13 protein-coding genes are annotated in these 19,153 nt (G+C 33.0%); 11 read left to right on the top strand and 2 right to left on the bottom strand.

Annotated features, from left to right (window positions below):
• The first annotated feature begins 54 nt into the window (after window positions 1-54).
• Together infB and AABM47_RS02355 are read left to right on the top strand one after the other, a co-directional pair.
• A complete protein-coding gene (infB, locus tag AABM47_RS02350; protein WP_338409319.1) occupies window positions 55-2,925 on the top strand; it encodes a translation initiation factor IF-2 in 2,871 nt (956 codons plus the stop codon).
• A gap of 371 nt (window positions 2,926-3,296) precedes the next feature.
• Window positions 3,297-3,782, top strand: a complete 486-nt coding sequence (locus AABM47_RS02355) for a hypothetical protein (protein WP_338409320.1) — start codon at window positions 3,297-3,299, stop codon at window positions 3,780-3,782.
• Between the two features lie 154 nt (window positions 3,783-3,936).
• Here the strand turns inward: AABM47_RS02355 and AABM47_RS02360 are convergent, their stop codons facing one another.
• Both AABM47_RS02360 and AABM47_RS02365 read right to left on the bottom strand, forming a co-directional pair.
• Window positions 3,937-6,135, bottom strand: a complete 2,199-nt coding sequence (locus AABM47_RS02360) for a TonB-dependent receptor (RefSeq protein ID WP_338409321.1) — start codon at window positions 6,133-6,135, stop codon at window positions 3,937-3,939.
• A 73-nt stretch (window positions 6,136-6,208) separates the two neighbouring features.
• Window positions 6,209-6,586 (bottom strand): SPOR domain-containing protein, encoded by a 378-nt coding sequence (locus tag AABM47_RS02365; RefSeq protein ID WP_338409322.1) that lies wholly within the window; start codon window positions 6,584-6,586, stop codon window positions 6,209-6,211.
• Window positions 6,587-6,801: 215 nt separating this feature from the next.
• On the opposite strand from AABM47_RS02365, the gene AABM47_RS02370 reads away from it, so the two are divergent.
• From AABM47_RS02370 to ruvB, 9 genes are all read left to right on the top strand, one after another.
• Entirely contained in the window at window positions 6,802-8,103 is a 1,302-nt protein-coding gene (locus AABM47_RS02370; protein WP_338409323.1) for a c-type cytochrome, read from the top strand.
• Between the two features lie 34 nt (window positions 8,104-8,137).
• The gene (locus tag AABM47_RS02375) at window positions 8,138-11,236 is read left to right on the top strand and encodes a TAT-variant-translocated molybdopterin oxidoreductase (protein WP_338409324.1); all 3,099 of its coding nucleotides are present in this window, start codon (window positions 8,138-8,140) and stop codon (window positions 11,234-11,236) included.
• Between the two features lie 21 nt (window positions 11,237-11,257).
• The gene (gene nrfD, locus AABM47_RS02380) at window positions 11,258-12,664 is read left to right on the top strand and encodes an NrfD/PsrC family molybdoenzyme membrane anchor subunit (RefSeq protein ID WP_338409325.1); all 1,407 of its coding nucleotides are present in this window, start codon (window positions 11,258-11,260) and stop codon (window positions 12,662-12,664) included.
• Between the two features lie 8 nt (window positions 12,665-12,672).
• The gene (locus AABM47_RS02385; RefSeq protein WP_338409326.1) at window positions 12,673-13,197 is read left to right on the top strand and encodes a DUF3341 domain-containing protein; all 525 of its coding nucleotides are present in this window, start codon (window positions 12,673-12,675) and stop codon (window positions 13,195-13,197) included.
• Window positions 13,198-13,205: 8 nt separating this feature from the next.
• Window positions 13,206-13,748 (top strand): cytochrome c, encoded by a 543-nt coding sequence (locus AABM47_RS02390; RefSeq protein WP_338409327.1) that lies wholly within the window; start codon window positions 13,206-13,208, stop codon window positions 13,746-13,748.
• Between the two features lie 30 nt (window positions 13,749-13,778).
• A complete protein-coding gene (locus AABM47_RS02395) occupies window positions 13,779-15,176 on the top strand; it encodes a quinol:cytochrome C oxidoreductase (protein ID WP_338409331.1) in 1,398 nt (465 codons plus the stop codon).
• A gap of 19 nt (window positions 15,177-15,195) precedes the next feature.
• Window positions 15,196-16,323: a cytochrome c oxidase subunit II gene (locus AABM47_RS02400; RefSeq protein ID WP_338409328.1), complete on the top strand. Its 1,128-nt coding sequence runs from the start codon at window positions 15,196-15,198 to the stop codon at window positions 16,321-16,323.
• Between the two features lie 26 nt (window positions 16,324-16,349).
• A complete protein-coding gene (locus tag AABM47_RS02405; protein ID WP_338409329.1) occupies window positions 16,350-18,116 on the top strand; it encodes a cbb3-type cytochrome c oxidase subunit I in 1,767 nt (588 codons plus the stop codon).
• A 75-nt stretch (window positions 18,117-18,191) separates the two neighbouring features.
• Window positions 18,192-19,153, top strand: a 962-nt coding sequence (gene ruvB / locus AABM47_RS02410) for a Holliday junction branch migration DNA helicase RuvB (protein WP_338409330.1), incomplete at its 3' end; no start/stop codon positions are given.

Below are 19,153 nucleotides of genomic sequence, written 5' to 3' on the forward strand. Positions count from 1 at the left end.
AAAAAAGATTATATTTTAAAATAATATAGTTCAGAAGAAATACTAAATTAATTTATGTCTGAAGAAAGAGCAATACGAATAAACAAAGTTTTAAGAGAATTAAATATTTCCTTAGACAGAGCAGTGGACTTCTTGAAAGAGAAAGATCATAATATTGATGCAAGTCCAAATGCTAAGATTTCTAAAGTGGAATACGACATTTTATGTGGTCAATTTTCTGCTGATAAAGGAAAAAAAGTAGCCTCACTTGAAGTGGGTGAAGAAAAGCGTAAAGAAAAAGAAGCCCTTAAAAAAGAATTCGAAAAAGAACTAGAAGTAAAAAGATTGCTTGAAGAAAAGCAAAAGCTAGAAGTTGTAAAAGCTAGAGCCGCTGCTGTTACTGCACCTGTAACAATTGGTAAAATCGATTTAAATCCAAAAAAATCAGAGAGTCCTAAGCTTGAAATTTCTAAACCTGAAGCTCCAAAAGAAGTAGTGTTGCAAGAAGAAATTTCGATTAAAGAGACACCTAAATTAGAGCCCGAGTCAGCTATAAAAGTTGAGCAAAAAGAGGAAGTTAAAGCCCCTCTTGAAAAAAACAAGACGGAGTCTGGAATCGATAAAGTTAAAAAGACAATACCTGTAGTAAAACAAACTCCAATTAAAAAAGAGGTTGTAGCAGAACCAGTAGAGCCAATTGAAGAAATAAAAGAAACTCAATATACCAAATTAGCAGGCGCAACCTTCACAGGAAAAACTATTGATTTAACACAATTCAATAAGCCTAAAAAGATTGACCCTAAAAAAGAGGTTAAAAAAGCAGGTGACGTAAAACCTGCTGGAGCAAATAGTAATCCAAACAGTAACGCTAACAAAAATAAGCGTAGAAGAATTGCTAAGCCAGGGACACCTAGTACAAACGCAACTCCAGCACCTGCATCGGGAGCAATATTAGTTAAAAAAGAGTTTGCTGCTAGAGGCGGAGGTGGTTTTAACAGAGGTGTTAAAAAGCCACTTGTTCAAAAAGCAGAGCCTACGGAAGAGGATGTAAAAAACCAAATTAAAGAAACCTTAGAAAGACTTCAAGGTAGAGGTAAAGGCGGTAAATCAAAAGCAGCAAAATACAGAAGAGATAAAAGAGATTCGCATCGTCAACGTTCAGAAGACGAGCAACAAGCAATAGAAGAAGGAAGCAAAACCATTAAAGTAACAGAATTTGTTACTGTTGGTGAAGTTGCAACCATGATGGATGTACAAGTTACAAAAGTAATAGGTACGTGTATGACACTTGGTATTATGGTAACTCAAAACCAACGATTAGATGCAGAAACATTAACTGTTTTAGCAGATGAATTTGGCTTTGAAGTAGAGTTTATCACATCAGAAATCGAAGAAAACCTAGAAATAGTAAAAGATAATCCCGAAGATTTAAAAGATCGTTCTCCAATTGTAACCGTTATGGGGCATGTGGATCACGGTAAAACATCTCTTTTAGACTACATTCGTGAAGCCAATGTAATTGCAGGTGAATCAGGTGGAATTACACAGCATATTGGAGCATATGGGGTAACCTTAGAAGGCGGACAAAAAATAGCATTTTTAGATACACCAGGTCACGAAGCATTTACCGCAATGCGTGCTCGTGGTGCTCAAATTACAGATATAGCTATTATTGTAATTGCTGCTGATGATGACATCATGCCTCAAACAAAAGAGGCGATCAGTCATGCACAAGCTGCAGGAGTGCCTATGATATTTGCCATTAATAAAGTGGATAGAGAATCAGCCAATCCAGAAAAAATAAAAGAAGGTTTAGCTAGCATGAACTTATTAGTAGAAGACTGGGGTGGAAAATACCAATCTCAAGATATCTCTGCTAAAAAAGGAACAGGTATCAAAGAATTACTTGAAAAAATATTACTTGAAGCCGAAATATTAGAATTAAAAGCAAACCCTGATAAAGTGGCCATGGGAACTGTTGTAGAAGCTCAATTGGATAAAGGTAGAGGATATGTTTCAACTATATTGGTTCAAGCAGGAACACTTCGTGTAGGAGATTATATGTTGGCAGGAAAAAATCATGGTAAAATTAAAGCCATGCATGATGAAAGAGGAAACGTTGTTCTTGAAGCAGGGCCATCTACTCCGGTATCTATATTAGGTTTAGACGGAGCGCCAACTGCTGGAGATAAGTTTAACGTATATCATGACGAAAGAGAAGCAAAACAAATAGCTGCTAAACGTACACAGTTACAAAGAGAACAGTCAGTTCGTACGCAAAAACACATTACACTTGCCGAAATAGGACGTCGTATAGCATTAGGTCAATTTAAAGAATTAAACATAATTCTTAAAGGTGATGTAGATGGATCTGTAGAAGCGCTTTCTGATTCGTTTTCTAAATTATCAACTGAAGAAATTCAGGTTAATATTATCCATAAAGGTGTTGGAGCCATTACAGAATCTGACGTATTATTAGCTTCGGCTTCTGATGCTATTATTATTGGATTTAATGTTCGTCCACAAGGTAATGCGAAGCAATTAGCAGAGAAGGAAGAAATTGATATTCGTAATTACTCTATCATTTATGATGCTATCGACGATTTACGAGACGCAATGGAAGGAATGCTTTCGCCAGAATTAAAAGAAGAAATAACAGGTACAGCTGAAATTAGAGAGATATTTAAAGTTTCAAAAATAGGAAGCATTGCAGGTTGTATGGTAACCGATGGTAAAATTTACAGAAATTCTAAAATACGCCTAATTAGAGAAGGAGTTGTTGTATATACTGGAGAATTAGCTACGCTAAAACGTTTCAAAGACGATGTGAAAGACGTTTCTAAAGGATACGATTGTGGTATGCAAATTAAAAACTACAACGAAATCGAAGAGTTAGATATCATTGAAGCTTTTCAAGAAGTTGAGGTTAAGAAAAAATTGAAATAATTATCTAAAATTTTTTAATATTTATAAAAAAATTCCAAGTTTATACTTGGGATTTTTTTTATGTTTTTTTGTAGCTGGTAATGAACGATACAAATAAAACAACACCCTTGATATATCCTCTTTTTATCTTATACGTTAAATACGTTTATTTTGTATAAATTAATACACACATATAAAGTAATTGAAAAATATATTTTATATTTTTGTAAAATAAATGAACTATAAAATAAACAAAACAGTCAAATGCATAACACTATAAAGTATTTTAGAAAAACGGTAGTGTTAGCATAGATTTTAATATAAATTACATGATTAGATCTCGAATAAAATTTGAAGAAAGCTTTGAATATTACTCTTTTCAATTTCCTTCATTGCCTAATATAAATGAATTTGAAAAATTAAAAAAGCAATTAGCAATCAATCCTAATCAACAGCTAGGATATAAGGTTGAGGTAAAATACGGATCCGTAATTATACTAAATTTAATTCTAATGTTATTTGTTGTAATACTTCTTTTATTAGGCAGTGGTAAATTTATTATTAACAATCAAATACTTAATTTGTGTTTAATTATTTTTTCAATATTTATTGTTCTAGTTCTTGGTGCAAGCGGATTTGTATTTACAAAAATAAAGGAATTATACATACTTAATTACCCCAACAAATACTTTAAATCACTTAAAAAGCTGACAGCTAAAAGTAAAAATTATGATCAATTTGTTAAATTTTACACAGAAAAATATTATAAAGGCATCTCCAAAAAAGAATTAAGTGAAGAAGTAATGTATATCAATCAAAATGAAGGATTAAAGCTGGTCCTAACAAAAAGTCAAAAGAAAAGCAAACAAAGTGCGTAACCAACAAAAACTTAAGTTGGTTGAAAGCAATTAATAGCAATTTTAAAAAAGTTTTATTTGTCTAAATTTATCTAGCCCTTTAATAGCAACTGTATTTAAAATTACCTCGACTCTATTGGTTTACAAACAGCATTACATTTTAAGTTTAAATGGTTTAAAATTCATATTTAAATCCACCATATACATTCCTTCCGGGGGCATTAATACCTGATGCAAAAACTCTGTATTGCGTGTCTAAAATATTTTCAACTCCTATGTATATTGTTCCTTTGGATATAATATTATAAGCACTTTTTAAATTATACGTTTCCCATGCAGGCATTCCTTCAGCAGGACTATATTGTTCATTGTCTTCTCCGTTTAAAAAATAAGCATCAATAGGTTTTTTGCCGTTATACAATAAATAGGCCTCCACTGTCAAGCAGTTTTTTTCATAATGTAAGCCTACTTTTCCATAAAAAGGTGCTATATGATCTAACGGTTTTCGATCTTCATCGCTTGTAATTCTTCCCAAGGTGTAATTAAAATTTGCATTGTAAGATAAATTAGATGATATATCACCTTTTATTAAAGTAGAAAATCCAGCTACAAAAGCTCTTCCTTTGTTCTGATTGGCCATAACCTGACTTTGATTTCCGTCATACACAACAGCAGATTGATTGTCATATAAATAAGTGTCTGTAACAATGGCATCAATAAAACGCGTATAATAATAGGTATACTCCATTTTAAAATCTTTTTTTTTGCTATTTATAACAAAGCCTAAATCAGTTGTAATGGTTTTTTCGGGTTTTAGATTTGAATTAGGAACAATAATATATCCTACTCCCGATTCAAATATTTTAGCTAAATCATCTATGTTTGGAACTCTAAAACCTGTACTTATATTGGTTTTTAAATCTATATATTTTGTAGCTTTATGAATCAGTCCGGCTGAAGCACTGTAGGTCAAATTAGTTTGATTGATGCTGCTAAATGGCAATTCAAAAAAGCTGTCGTCAGCAATAGTGCTTTTTAATAGCGCATAGCCCAATCTTGAGCCTATATTAATCGACGTTTTATGGGATATAACCTTGTTATAAGAAATGTAAAATTCATTGCGCAGCATGCTGTTTTTTCCGTTAGGATATCGTGTATCTATTGAATTAATTTCACCCGTATTAATGTTGTTTGAAAAGGCATATGAGCTTAGCGATTCTAAATAATTTTCAATACCATAAAACAACTCACTTTTAAAAAACTCTTTATGTAAATCTATACTTATAGAGTACATTTTTACTTTTTCCATTCGGTTTTGTAAAGTATAATTGCCAAATTTTCTGTTATGCCGACTCTCTTGTATGTTTTGGTAGGCTAAATCAATTTTTAAATTACTGCCTAAAAAAGCTTTTTCTTTAGTTAAACTATAAACTGCTAAAAGTCTTTTTTGAGGGCCATAATACCACTCTGCATATTTTAATCCTGATGACGATGTGTCTGTTAATCGATCATATCGAGGTATGTTTGTGCTGTTTGAATATTGAATATTTATAGCGTTTTCTATTCCTTTTTTGCTTTTAAAAGTTACCTTTTGCATAAAATTATATTGCTTAAACCCTGAGTTTTTTTGAAGGTGTATGTCCTCGTTTTCTACTAAAACATCAAATCCATTAATAGTTTCTACATAAAAAGGACGTTCTCCAAAAAAGCTACCGTTGTGATTTTTTGATTTTCCCATTCTCAAATCGCCAAAATCAGTATAGGAAAAAGAAGTTAAAGACGCCCAGTTTTTTTGAGCATAATTTAAATCAAAATGACCTGTTTTTTCTGCATTTACTGATGAATATCGAGAAGAAATTTTACCGCTTATATGAGGGGTTTTACCTGTTAAAAATTCAGGTTTTTTTGTAGTCATATTTACCGTTCCACCTAGTGCATCACTGCCATAAAGGGTAGATGTAGGGCCATAAAAAACGGATATACTTTCTAAAAAATTGGCATCAACAGTAATTACATTTTGCAAATGCCCCGACCTATAAATAATATTGTTCATTCTAACTCCGTCAACAAGTAATAATACCCTGCTGGCTTCAAATCCCCTAATTGAGGGGCTTCCGCCGCCTTGTTGTGATTTTTGAACAGTTACAGCGCCTGAATTGGACAACAAGTCTGCTGTATTTTGAAAATTTTGAAAGGCTATTTCTTTAGACCCTATAGTTTCATATTGTATAGGGACCATTTCTTTTTTATTTGAAATACGTAACGATGAAACGATTACTTCAACTAAATGATTTGTTTTTATGGAATCTTTTTTAGTTTGAGACATCGATAGTAAATGAAAAGTAATAAAAAAAAAGATAAAATGTTTTCTCATGTTTTTTTTTTATGAAGCTGATACAAATTAATCAAGTCTTATCGTCCCTCAATATTTGTTTGTAACTCCTGAATTATTTGTTTGGTTTAATTAAAAGAGCCAAAGGATATTTTAATTTAATTTCCAATAAATTCTTTTCTGCTTCAATTCGGGTTTTAAAATTACCAACCCATACTTTATAAGTTGGATTATTGTAAATCATAGTTCCATCTATTTCTTTAAATCGGACCTTAAACTCCTTGTAAATTTTATAAGCTTCATTTTTTTCACCATTAAAAATTTGTATTTTATACAAATCATTTACAGTAATTCTAGTGCTAATATTTCTTTTTTCTTTTAACAAAGCTTCTATTTTAGGGTCTTGTTCTATTGCTTGTGAAAAGCTATTTATCGATATAGTACTGAATATCAATACTAAAAAAAAGGATTTGCAAATAGATATTTTTTTCATTTTATAGGTTGTTTCAGCAAAATTAATTATTAAATTGATTTTTTTAAATTTATATATTATTTAGAACTAGTATAAATTATATTTTAAGGTTAATATTGGGTTTTTATAATAATCCAAATATTGTATTTTTGTGCAAAGTTTTGAAAAAGGCACGTGCATAACTTGTAATATCCTTACCAAAATTATACCAATTATAGTTGATAATCATTTTAAATATGAAAAAGGTGGGTAACCATAAATCGTTTTCTAAGATTTTCTTCAGTTTAGCTTTAATGCTATCTTTGTCTTTAGTTTCTTATTCACAAGAGATGGCTTCTGCTGATTCTCCTGTAGCAACTGGTGGAGATGCTGTAAAAGGAAAAGAATTGTTTAATGCCAATTGTGCAGCATGTCATAAGTTAGATGCAAAATCTACTGGTCCAGCACTTCGTGGAGTTGCTGATAAATATGATAAAGAATGGATTTACAAATGGATTCATAACAGTGCTGAACTCATTAAATCTGGAGATGCACAAGCAGTAAAAGTATACGAAGAAAACGGAAAAGTGCCCATGACGGCATTTCCTCAATTATCTACTGCAGATATTGACAATATTTTAGCATATACTTCTCAAGTATTGCCTACGCCTCCATCCCCAGATAATAAAGTTTTGGATAAAGGTGATGGATCTGCAATTTCAAACAACCTAATACTTGGGGCATTGGCATTAGTTATGCTTATGCTAGTTGTTATGTTGTTTTTAGTAAGCAATGTTTTGAATAAAGTAGCTAAAGCTAACGGTATTGAAGTAGAAGTAAAAGAGAAATCTTTGCCTCTATGGAAATTGTTTGCTAAAAATCAATTCTTATTAGTAGTTACTGCTATATTGTTTTTATTGGTAAGCGCATATTTTGCTTATGGATATTTAATGCAAGTAGGTGTTGATCAAGATTACGAACCTATTCAGCCGATACATTATTCACACAGAATACACGCTGGTGATAATGCTATTGATTGTAAATATTGCCACTCTGCTGCACGAGTAAGTAAGCATTCAAACATACCTTCATTAAATGTATGTATGAATTGTCATAAAAACATTGCGGAAGTAGCACCTGAAACTTTAGCAGAAGGAAACGAATTTGGGGTGAATTATAATGAAGAAATTCAAAAATTATATGAAGCAGTAGGTTGGGACACGGCATCACAAACATACACAGGTAAAACAGAACCCGTTAAATGGGTTCGTATTCATAACTTGCCAGATTTTGTATATTTTAATCACTCACAACACGTTACTGTTGCAGGTATAGAATGTCAAAAATGTCATGGCCCAGTTGAAGAGTATGAAATTATGAAACAATTTGCTCCATTAACAATGGGATGGTGTATCAATTGTCACAGAGAGACAAATGTAAAAGTGGAAGACAACGCATATTACACAAAAATTCACGAAGAACTATCAAAAAAATATGGTGTTAGTCAATTGACTGCAGCACAGATGGGTGGTTTAGAATGTGGAAAATGTCACTATTAATAAAAATAATTTAAGAAGCTAATAATTATATACAATGGCATCAAACATAAAATACTGGAAAAGTGTTGAAGAACTAGACGAAAATAGTTCTATTGTTGAGAAGCTAAGAAGCAACGAGTTTGTGGAGCAAATTCCTGTAGATGAGTTTTTAGGAGATAAAGATAATTTATCCTCATCATCTACTTCTCGTCGTGACTTTTTAAAATACGTTGGATTTAGCACAGCAGCAGCATCACTAGCCGCTTGTGAAGGTCCAGTAGTAAAGTCAATTCCTTATGTACTTCAACCTGAACAAATTATACCAGGCATTGCAGATTACTATGCAACCACAATGGCTGATGGTTTTGATTTTGCTAATATTTTAATCAAAACTCGAGAAGGTCGTCCTATCAAAGTAGAAAACAATACTTTAGAAGGAGCAAAATCTGGAGCAAATGCAAGAGTTCATGCATCTGTTCTTTCCTTATATGATAGTCTTCGTTTAAAATCATCAAAAATAAATCAGAAAGATGCTAGTTGGGTTGAGGTAAGTGCTAAAATCAAATCAAGTCTTGAAGATGCTAAAGCAAAAGGAGAACGTATTGTAGTTTTAACAAATACTACAGCGAGTCCTTCTACGGATGCTTTAATAAGTGATTTAAAATCTCAATATCAAAATGTAAACCATGTGGTTTATGATGCCGTTTCAGAGTCAAATGCTTTAGATGCATTTGAGTCGGTTTATGGCGTTAGAGCTTTAGCTAACTATGATTTATCTAAATCAGACGTTATAGTTGCTGTAGGTGCAGATTTCTTAGGAGATTGGCAAGGAGGCGGATTTGATGCAGGATATGCACAAGGAAGAGTTCCTAAAAACGGAAAAATGTCTAAGCACATACAAATAGAGGCGAACATGTCTTTGGCTGGTGCAAAAGCAGATAAAAGAATACCCTTAACGATTGCCAATCAAAAACAAGCTTTAGTTAAAATATACAATTTGATTTTGGGGACTTCAACAGGAACATCAAAAATTGAAAACTATGAAGCCGATGTTGTAAAAGCAGCACAACAATTAAAAGCAGCAGGTTCAAAAGGAGTTTTACTTTGCGGTCTTGACGATGTAGATGCTCAAATGCTAACTTTAGCTATTAATAATACGTTAAGTTCAGAATCTTTTAATACTTCAAATGCAATACTTACTAGAAAAGGAAATGCAAAAGAAGTAAACCAATTGGTTTCTGACTTAAAAGCAGGAAAAATTCATACACTTTTAATGAGTGGTGTTAATCCAGCTTATACGTTGTCAAACGCAAAAGAGTTTGTTGAAGGTTTAAATAAAACAAAATTATCTGTTGCATTTTCAATGAAAGAAGATGAAACATCAAGTTTAACGACAATTGCAGCAGCAACTCCACATTATTTAGAATCTTGGGGAGATGTAGCTTTAACTAGAGGTAATTATAGCATTCAACAACCAACAATTAACCCATTATTTAATACCAAACAATTTCAAGAAGTTTTGTTATCTTTAACAGAAAACCCAACTTCTTACCATGATTATTTAAAAGCATTTGCTTCTAATAATTTAAATGGAAAATCATGGAATCAAACGGTTCATGATGGATTTGTAACTTCAACAGCTGGGACATTAAGTGCTGCAAGTATTAATTTTGGAAGTTCTGCTTCTAAATTAGCTGCTGCAAAATCTACTGGTTTAGATTTGGTTTTATATACAAAAATAGGTTTGGGAGACGGGCAACAAGCAAACAATCCATGGTTGCAAGAGTTTCCTGACCCAATTACTAGAGTTTCTTGGGATAACTATGTTACGGTATCCAAAAAAGATGCGGAACAATATGAACTAAAAAACTGGAATGTTGCTAACGGAGGTTTAAACGGAAGTTATACAGATATTAAAGTTGGAACTATTACTTTAAAAAATGTGCCTGTCATCATTCAACCCGGTCAAGCTGTTGGAACTATAGGTTTAGCTTTTGGATATGGTAAAAAAGAAAGCATGAAAACCGAAATGCAAGTAGGTGTAAATGCGTATCAATTATATACAAACTTAAATGCAAATCAATCAGCTGTTCTTACTTTAGTAGAAGGAGAGCATGAATTTGCTTGTGTTCAATTGCAAAACACATTAATGGGTAGAGGTGATATCATCAAAGAAACCACATTAAGTACTTTTGTAAAAGAAAACTCTGAAGTTTGGAATCCAACACCAATGGTTTCATTAGATCATAAAGAAGTTCCGGCTACAACAGTCGATTTATGGGAGTCTTTTGATAGAAGTATTGGTCATCATTTTAATTTATCGATTGATTTAAATGCTTGTACAGGTTGTGGAGCATGTGTTATTGCTTGTCATGCCGAAAATAACGTACCTGTTGTAGGTAAAGACGAAATTAGAAGAAGTAGAGATGTGCATTGGTTGCGTATTGACAGATATTATTCGCATCAAGATACATTTGCTGGAGATGTTGAAGAAAAAGAAAGCTTTGAAGGTTTAGGTGTTGTAAATCATTTATTTGGTGATGGTCAAGCTAACGCTGCTGTTCCAGGGCTTAAAAGATTGGAAGATCCATCAGAAAATCCTCAAATTGCTTTTCAACCTGTAATGTGTCAACACTGTAATCACGCACCATGTGAAACAGTTTGTCCTGTTGCTGCAACATCGCACAGTCGCCAAGGTCAAAACCAAATGGCATATAACCGATGTGTAGGTACTCGTTACTGTGCAAACAACTGTCCATATAAAGTAAGACGTTTCAACTGGTTCTTATACAATAAAAACAGTGAGTTTGATTATCACATGAACGATGATTTAGGCCGTATGGTTCTTAATCCTGACGTTAATGTGCGTTCACGTGGAGTTATGGAAAAATGTTCAATGTGTATTCAAATGACACAAAAAACAATTCTAGACGCCAAACGTGATGGTAGAGAAATCAAAGACGGAGAATTTCAAACAGCATGTTCTTCTGCTTGTACAAGTGGAGCTATGGTTTTTGGAGACGTCAATGATAAAGAAGCAAAAGTAACTGCATTGGCAGATAGCGATAGAATGTATCATTTACTTGAAAGTGTCGGAACAAAACCTAACGTATTTTATCACGTAAAAGTTTCAAACGATAACGAAAAAATTTAATTAACAACAATATAAAGGATTATGTCGTCTCATTACGAAGCACCCATTAGAAGACCTTTAGTCGTAGGAAACAAATCTTACCACGACGTTACAGTAGATGTTGCAAGACCTGTTGAAGGTAGGGCAAACAAACTTTGGTGGACCGTTTTTACAATCGCACTTTGTGCATTCCTTTGGGGATTAGGTTGTATGGCGTATACCATAACTACAGGTATAGGAACTTGGGGATTAAACAAAACAATTGGTTGGGCATGGGATATCACAAACTTCGTTTGGTGGGTTGGTATCGGTCATGCAGGAACCTTAATTTCGGCAGTATTATTATTATTCCGTCAAAAATGGAGAATGGCTATTAACCGTTCTGCAGAGGCCATGACTATTTTTTCTGTAATGCAAGCAGGTTTATTCCCAATTATTCACATGGGTCGTCCATGGTTAGGATACTGGGTATTGCCTATTCCAAATCAATTTGGTTCATTATGGGTAAACTTTAACTCACCCTTACTTTGGGATGTTTTTGCAATTTCTACCTATTTATCGGTATCATTAGTATTCTGGTGGACTGGTTTATTACCTGATTTTGCAATGATTAGAGATAGAGCTGTAACGCCATTTACAAAAAAAATATACAGTATTGTGTCTTTTGGTTGGAGTGGTAGAGCAAAAGATTGGCAACGTTTTGAAGAAGTATCTTTAGTATTAGCTGGTTTAGCAACACCTTTAGTACTATCGGTTCACACAATTGTATCTTTTGACTTTGCAACCTCAATAGTACCAGGATGGCACACAACAATTTTGCCACCCTACTTTGTAGCAGGAGCTATTTTCTCTGGATTTGCAATGGTAAACACCCTGCTTATCATTATGAGAAAAGTATCTAATCTTGAAGATTATATTACGGTTCAACATATAGAATTAATGAATATAGTAATTATGATTACGGGTTCTATAGTAGGAACCGCTTATATTACAGAATTGTTTATAGCTTGGTATTCTGGTGTTGAATACGAGCAATACGCATTCTTAAACAGAGCAACAGGTCCTTACTGGTGGTCATATTGGTTAATGATGTCTTGTAATGTATTTTCGCCTCAATTTATGTGGTTCAAAAAATTGCGTACAAGCATTACATTCTCTTTTATCATTTCAATAGTCGTAAATGTAGGAATGTGGTTTGAGCGTTTTGTAATTATTGTTACATCATTGCACAGAGATTATTTACCATCATCTTGGACTATGTTTCAACCAACTTTTGTAGATGCGGGTATCTTTATAGGAACAATAGGATTCTTCTTTGTATTATTTTTATTATATTCTAGAAGTTTCCCAGTTATTGCTCAGGCAGAAGTAAAAACGATATTGAAAACATCTGGAGATAATTTCAAGAGAGCAAGACTAGAACACGATCATAATTCAGATAATCATTAATAAATATCATGAGTAATAAAGTTATACACGCTATATACAATGATGATGATGTATTGTTGGATGCAGTTCACAAGACTAAAGCTGCGCATCATCATATTGAAGAGGTTTATACACCTTTTCCAGTGCATGGTCTAGACAAGGCCATGGGATTAGCACCAACAAGAATTGCAATTGCATCATTCTTATATGGAATAGTTGGAATTTCTGTCGCTACCGCAATGATGAATTTCATAATGATTAGCGATTGGCCTCAAGATATAGGTGGAAAACCAAGTTTTACATATTTGCAAAACATGCCAGCATTTGTGCCCATCATGTTTGAAATGACTGTATTTTTTGCAGCCCATTTAATGGTAATAACTTTTTATATGAGAAGTAAATTATGGCCATTTAAAAAAGCTGAAAACCCAGACCTAAGAACAACTGATGATCACTTTTTAATGGAAGTTGGAATTCACGATAACGAGTCAGAATTAGTTTCTTTCTTCGAATCTACGGGTGCAGTTGAAGTAAAAGTAATAGAAAAGCATTAATACACAATATGAAAAGCTTATATAAAATAATAGTTGTAGTCGGTTTATCAATAATGGTAATTTCATGTAAAGATAATTTAAAACCCAACTACCAATTTTTTCCAAACATGTATCAGTCTGTAGGGTATGAAACTTACGCAGAAAGTAATGCATTTAAAAATGGAAAAGAAGGACAATTAGTGCCAGAAGGTGCTATAAAAAGAGGATTTGTTCCTTATGAAATACCAAACACTCCTGAGGGTTATGCTCTTTCAAAAACCATGGGCTCGTCTTTAGATTCAATGGCTTTAAATCCTGAAAAAGGAAAAGAATTATTTAACATTTATTGTGCAGTTTGTCACGGTGAAAAAGGAAATGGTAAAGGAATACTAGTTGAAAGAGAAAAATTTCTTGGAGTTCCTAGCTATAAAGATAGAGAAGTTACTGCAGGAAGCATTTTTCATGTAGTAACCTATGGGTTAAATTCAATGGGTTCACATGCGAACCAACTTAGTCAACAAGAAAGATGGCAAGTTGCAGATTATGTGATTAAATTGAAATCAGAATTATAATTGTAAAACACTTTTTTGATAATAAAAGATATGTACACTTTTTCAAGTAAATTAAAAACTTTTTCATTTATCCTTATAGCTTTAGGGATAATAGGGATTGCGTATGGATATTTATCTACACCAAAAACCATTGAAGAAGTACAAAATATGTTGGCCGAAAGCCATCATGGTGGTCATGCAGAGACAGTTGTAGATGTTCATGAAACGCACGATAATCACGCCGTTGTTCATTCTGATGCGAAGCATCATGATCAAGAAATTCATACTGAGACTGAAACACACGAGGTTCATGCAAATACAGAACACGATGAACACGCTCTACATGTTCTTCATCAATTACAAAACAAACCTTGGTCGGCATTTTATGTAGCATGTATATTCTTTTTGCTTTTAACATTAGGCGTTTTAGCATTCTATGCTATTCAAGTAGCTGCACAAGCTGGTTGGTCTGCAGTTTTGTTACGAATAATGGAAGGAATTACAGCATATTTATTACCAGGATCTATAATCCTTTTCTTACTGTTGGTCGCAGGTGCTTTGCATTGGAATCATATGTTTGCATGGGCAAATCCTGATGTAATGAACCCTGCTCATGAAGATTTTGACAAATTAATTTTTGGTAAAAAAGCATGGTTAAATCCATTGTGGTTTTTAATTAGAGCTGCTATTTTTATAGGTGGTTGGAACTTATACAGACATTATTCTAGAAAATTAACCCTGGCTCAGGATGAATCATCAGATGATTCAAATTATAAAAAATTATTTAAGCTATCTGCAGGATTTTTAGCCTTCTTTATAGTGTCAGAATCAATGATGTCTTGGGATTGGATTATGTCTGTAGATCCTCATTGGTATAGCACTTTATTTGGATGGTATGTGTTTGCAAGTTTTATTGTAAGTGCTGTTACTGTAATTACTATGGTAGCTTTATACCTTCAATCTAAAGGGCTTTTAGAAGAAGTAAACAAAAGCCACATTCATGATTTAGCAAAATTTATGTTTGGTTTTAGTATTTTTTGGACATATTTATGGTTCTCTCAATTTATGTTGATTTGGTATGCAAATATTCCAGAAGAAGTTACGTATTACGTAACGCGTATTAAAGACTATAACTTGCCGTTTTTTGGTATGCTAGCATTAAACTTTATTTTCCCACTTTTAATTCTAATGAGCGCTGATTTTAAGCGTTTAACTTGGGTGCTTATTGGAGCGGGTACAGTAATATTGTTTGGTCACTATTTAGATTTCTTCAATATGATTATGCCAGCAACAGTTGGAGATCAATGGTATATTGGCGCATCAGAGATTGGTTCAATACTTTTCTTTGCAGGCTTATTTATTTTGGTAGTTTTTAACGCTTTAACAAAAGCGCCTCTTATTGCCAAAAGATTTCCATATACAGAAGAAAGCAAACATTTTCATTATTAATATTTAAAGAAATAAACAAATGACAAGTTTATTGGTATGTATTGTTTTAGTTTTAATAGGTGTTGCTGTATGGCAACTGACTAAAATATTTCAATTAACTCAAGTTGGTGAAGTCTCAGATGATTCTGAAGTAGCTAACGATAAGGACAATAACATTAATGGATATATAATGTTTGGTTTCTTAGGATTTATATACATTTTTACTATATACAGTTTAATAGCTTGGGGTGAATTTGTTTTAGGGACACCTGCATCTGAACATGGAGTAGAAGTAGATAGCTTGATGAATATATCAATGTTATTGATATTTTTTGTTCAAACCGTTACTCAGTTTTTATTGCATTATTTTGCTTTTAAATACAAAGGTAAAGAAGGTCAAAAAGCATTATATTTTGCTGACAGTAATAAATTAGAAGTAATTTGGACTATTATACCAGTTATTGTTTTATCTGTATTAATTTTGTATGGATTGTATACGTGGAATCAAATAATGTATTTTGAAGATGAAGAAGACGTTATGTATGTAGAATTATATGCTAAACAATTTGGTTGGGAAGCACGATATGCTGGTGACGATAACACTCTTGGAAAAGCTAATGTAAGATATATTGAAGGTATAAATACATTAGGGTTAGATGTTGAAGATCCAAACTCACAAGATGACATTGTGGTTCAAGAACTGCATTTGCCAAAAGGTAAAAAAGTAGTTTTCAAATTCCGTTCTCAAGACGTTCTTCACTCGGCTTATATGCCTCACTTTAGAGCGCAAATGAATTGTGTTCCTGGTATGGTAACAGAGTTCAACTTTACACCTACAGTTACTACAGCTGAAATGCGTAAAGATGAAGGGATAATATATAAAGTAAAAAAAATTAATAAAATTAGAGCTGAAAAAAGCGTTAAATTAATTGCAGAAGGTAAAGAAGCTCTAGATCCTTATACATTTGATTATTTATTGCTTTGTAATAAAATTTGTGGTCGATCACATTACAATATGCAAATGAAAATTGTGGTTGATACTCCAGAAGATTTTAAAATTTGGTTGTCTGACAAAACTACTTTTGGAAAGGTTTGGAAAGATGCAAATACATCAGAAATAGAAAAAGTAAAAGAAGTAGCAACAGCTATTGCACAAGTTGTAAAATAATATAGAAGATTTCAAATAATATAATTATGTCACACGAACACGGTCATCATAAAGAAACTTTTATTACTAAATATATTTTTAGTATAGATCACAAAATGATTGCTAAGCAATATTTAATTTCTGGTCTATTAATGGGTATTGTTGGGGTTCTTTTGTCCCTATTTTTCCGTATGCAAATTGCATGGCCAGAAGAATCTTTTGAAATTTTTAAAATATTTTTAGGTGAAAACTTTGCTCCAGGTGGAGTAATGCGAAACGATATTTATCTTGCATTAGTTACTATTCATGGTACTATAATGGTATTCTTTGTTTTAACGGCAGGTTTAAGTGGAACGTTCAGTAATTTACTTATTCCATTGCAAATTGGCGCACGAGATATGGCATCAGGATTCATGAACATGTTATCTTTTTGGATGTTTTTTGTTTCTTGTATCATTATGTTAAGTTCTCTTTTTGTAGAAACAGGGCCTGCATCTGCCGGTTGGACAATTTATCCACCTTTAAGTGCCTTGCCTCAAGCTATACCAGGTTCTGGTTTAGGAATGACTTTATGGTTGGTTTCAATGGCTATTTTTATTGCATCATCTTTAATGGGCTCATTAAATTATATTGTAACTGTTATTAATTTAAGAACAAAAGGAATGACAATGACAAGATTGCCTTTAACAATTTGGGCTTTCTTTGTAACAGCCATTATTGGTGTAATATCTTTTCCTGTATTATTTTCAGCAGCGTTACTATTAATTTTTGAAAGAAGTTTTGGAACATCGTTCTTTTTGTCGGATATATTTATTAGTGGAGAAGTTTTACATTATCAAGGTGGTTCACCCGTTTTATTTGAACATTTATTTTGGTTCCTAGGACATCCTGAAGTATATATTGTTTTACTACCTGCATTGGGTATAACATCTGAAGTTATTGCAACAAATTCTAGAAAACCAATTTTTGGTTATAGAGCCATGATTGCATCTATTATAGCTATTGCATTTTTATCTACTATCGTTTGGGGTCATCACATGTTTATATCAGGAATGAATCCATTCTTAGGGTCTGTGTTTACGTTTACAACTTTATTAATTGCAATTCCTTCGGCTGTAAAAGCATTTAACTATATCACAACACTTTGGAAAGGTAACCTTCAGCTAAATCCTGCGATGTTATTTTCTATCGGATTAGTTTCTACCTTTATTACTGGTGGTTTAACAGGAATTATATTAGGAGATAGTACTTTAGACATCAATGTTCACGATACTTATTTTGTTGTAGCTCACTTTCACTTGGTAATGGGTATTTCAGCATTGTATGGTTTCTTTGCCGGAGTTTATCATTGGTTCCCAAGAATGTTTGGTAGAATGATGAATAAAAACTTAGGTTATATACACTTCTGGGTTACCGCAGTCTGTGCTTATGGAGTCTTCTTTCCAATGCACTTTATTGGAATGGCAGGTTTACCAAGACGTTATTACAGTAACACAGCGTTTCCATTATTCGATGAATTAGCAAACGTTAATATTTTAATTACAATTTTTGCTATAGTAGGAGCTGCTTTTCAAATTGTTTTCTTTTGGAATTTCTTTTACAGCATATTTAAAGGTAAAAAAGCACCAATGAACCCTTGGAAATCTAATACTCTTGAATGGACAGCACCAGTTAAACATATTCACGGAAACTGGCCAGGAGAAATTCCTGAAGTACACCGTTGGCCATATGATTATAGTAAACCAGGTCATGATTTAGATTTTGTGCCTCAAACGGTTCCTTTAAAAGAAGGTGAAGAAGAATTACATCATTAAGATTAAAAAATAATATAAAAAAACCTTTCCAACTCGGAAAGGTTTTTTTATACAAACTTTTTTTATATTTGCTATATGAACGAAAACCTAGATCCTACAAACGAAAAATATAACCACGAAGAACTTGACTTAGAAAAAAAGTTGAGACCGCTTTCGTTTGATGATTTTACAGGACAAGAGCAGGTGCTTGAAAACCTTCAAATATTTGTTCAAGCAGCCAATCTTAGAGGGGAAGCTTTAGACCACACCTTATTTCATGGTCCTCCAGGTTTAGGAAAAACTACATTAGCTAATATTTTAGCGAATGAACTAGGTGTTGGAATAAAAATAACATCTGGACCAGTTTTAGATAAACCAGGCGATTTAGCAGGTTTGTTAACAAATCTTGATGAACGAGATGTTTTATTTATTGACGAAATTCATCGTTTGAGCCCTATAGTTGAAGAATATTTATATTCTGCTATGGAAGATTTTCGAATCGACATCATGATTGAGTCAGGGCCCAATGCACGTTCAGTTCAGCTAAATCTAAATCCATTCACTTTAGTAGGCGCAACAACACGCTCAGGTCTTTTAACAGCTCCGATGCGAGCGCGTTTTGGCATACAAAGTCGTTTGCAGTATTACAATACCGAATTGTTAACTACAATTGTTCAACGCAGCTCCGCCATATTAAACATGGCAATTTCTATGGAAGCAGCTATTGAAATTGCAGGCAGAAGTAGAGGTACGCCTCGTATCGCCAATGCATTATTGCGTAGAGTACGAGATTTTGCTCAAATAAAAGGGAACGGAAGTATTGATATTGAAATTGCTCGTTTTGCACTAAAAGCATTACATGTGGATGCACATGGTTTAGACGAAATGGATAACAAAATTTTAATTACAATCATCGAAAAATTTAAAGGAGGTCCAGTTGGATTATCAACTTTAGCAACTGCTGTATCTGAAAGTAGTGAAACTATTGAAGAAGTATATGAACCTTTTCTTATTCAAGAAGGATTTATTATGCGAACTCCAAGAGGTAGAGAAGTGAC

It is taken from the genome of uncultured Flavobacterium sp. (assembly GCF_963925415.1).
In the GTDB taxonomy this organism is placed as follows: Bacteria; Bacteroidota; Bacteroidia; order Flavobacteriales; family Flavobacteriaceae; genus Flavobacterium.

What these genes read in the sequence shown, in the direction of transcription:
- AABM47_RS02390 (WP_338409327.1), top strand. Translation starts at nt 13,206, where the DNA reads ATGAAAAGCTTATATAAAATAATAGTTGTAGTCGGTTTATCAATAATG.
- AABM47_RS02405 (WP_338409329.1), top strand. Translation starts at nt 16,350, where the DNA reads ATGTCACACGAACACGGTCATCATAAAGAAACTTTTATTACTAAATAT.
- nrfD (WP_338409325.1), top strand. Translation starts at nt 11,258, where the DNA reads ATGTCGTCTCATTACGAAGCACCCATTAGAAGACCTTTAGTCGTAGGA.
- AABM47_RS02375 (WP_338409324.1), top strand. Translation starts at nt 8,138, where the DNA reads ATGGCATCAAACATAAAATACTGGAAAAGTGTTGAAGAACTAGACGAA.
- AABM47_RS02400 (WP_338409328.1), top strand. Translation starts at nt 15,196, where the DNA reads ATGACAAGTTTATTGGTATGTATTGTTTTAGTTTTAATAGGTGTTGCT.
- AABM47_RS02385 (WP_338409326.1), top strand. Translation starts at nt 12,673, where the DNA reads ATGAGTAATAAAGTTATACACGCTATATACAATGATGATGATGTATTG.
- AABM47_RS02360 (WP_338409321.1), bottom strand. Translation starts at nt 6,135, where the DNA reads ATGAGAAAACATTTTATCTTTTTTTTTATTACTTTTCATTTACTATCG.
- AABM47_RS02365 (WP_338409322.1), bottom strand. Translation starts at nt 6,586, where the DNA reads ATGAAAAAAATATCTATTTGCAAATCCTTTTTTTTAGTATTGATATTC.
- AABM47_RS02370 (WP_338409323.1), top strand. Translation starts at nt 6,802, where the DNA reads ATGAAAAAGGTGGGTAACCATAAATCGTTTTCTAAGATTTTCTTCAGT.
- AABM47_RS02395 (WP_338409331.1), top strand. Translation starts at nt 13,779, where the DNA reads ATGTACACTTTTTCAAGTAAATTAAAAACTTTTTCATTTATCCTTATA.
- infB (WP_338409319.1), top strand. Translation starts at nt 55, where the DNA reads ATGTCTGAAGAAAGAGCAATACGAATAAACAAAGTTTTAAGAGAATTA.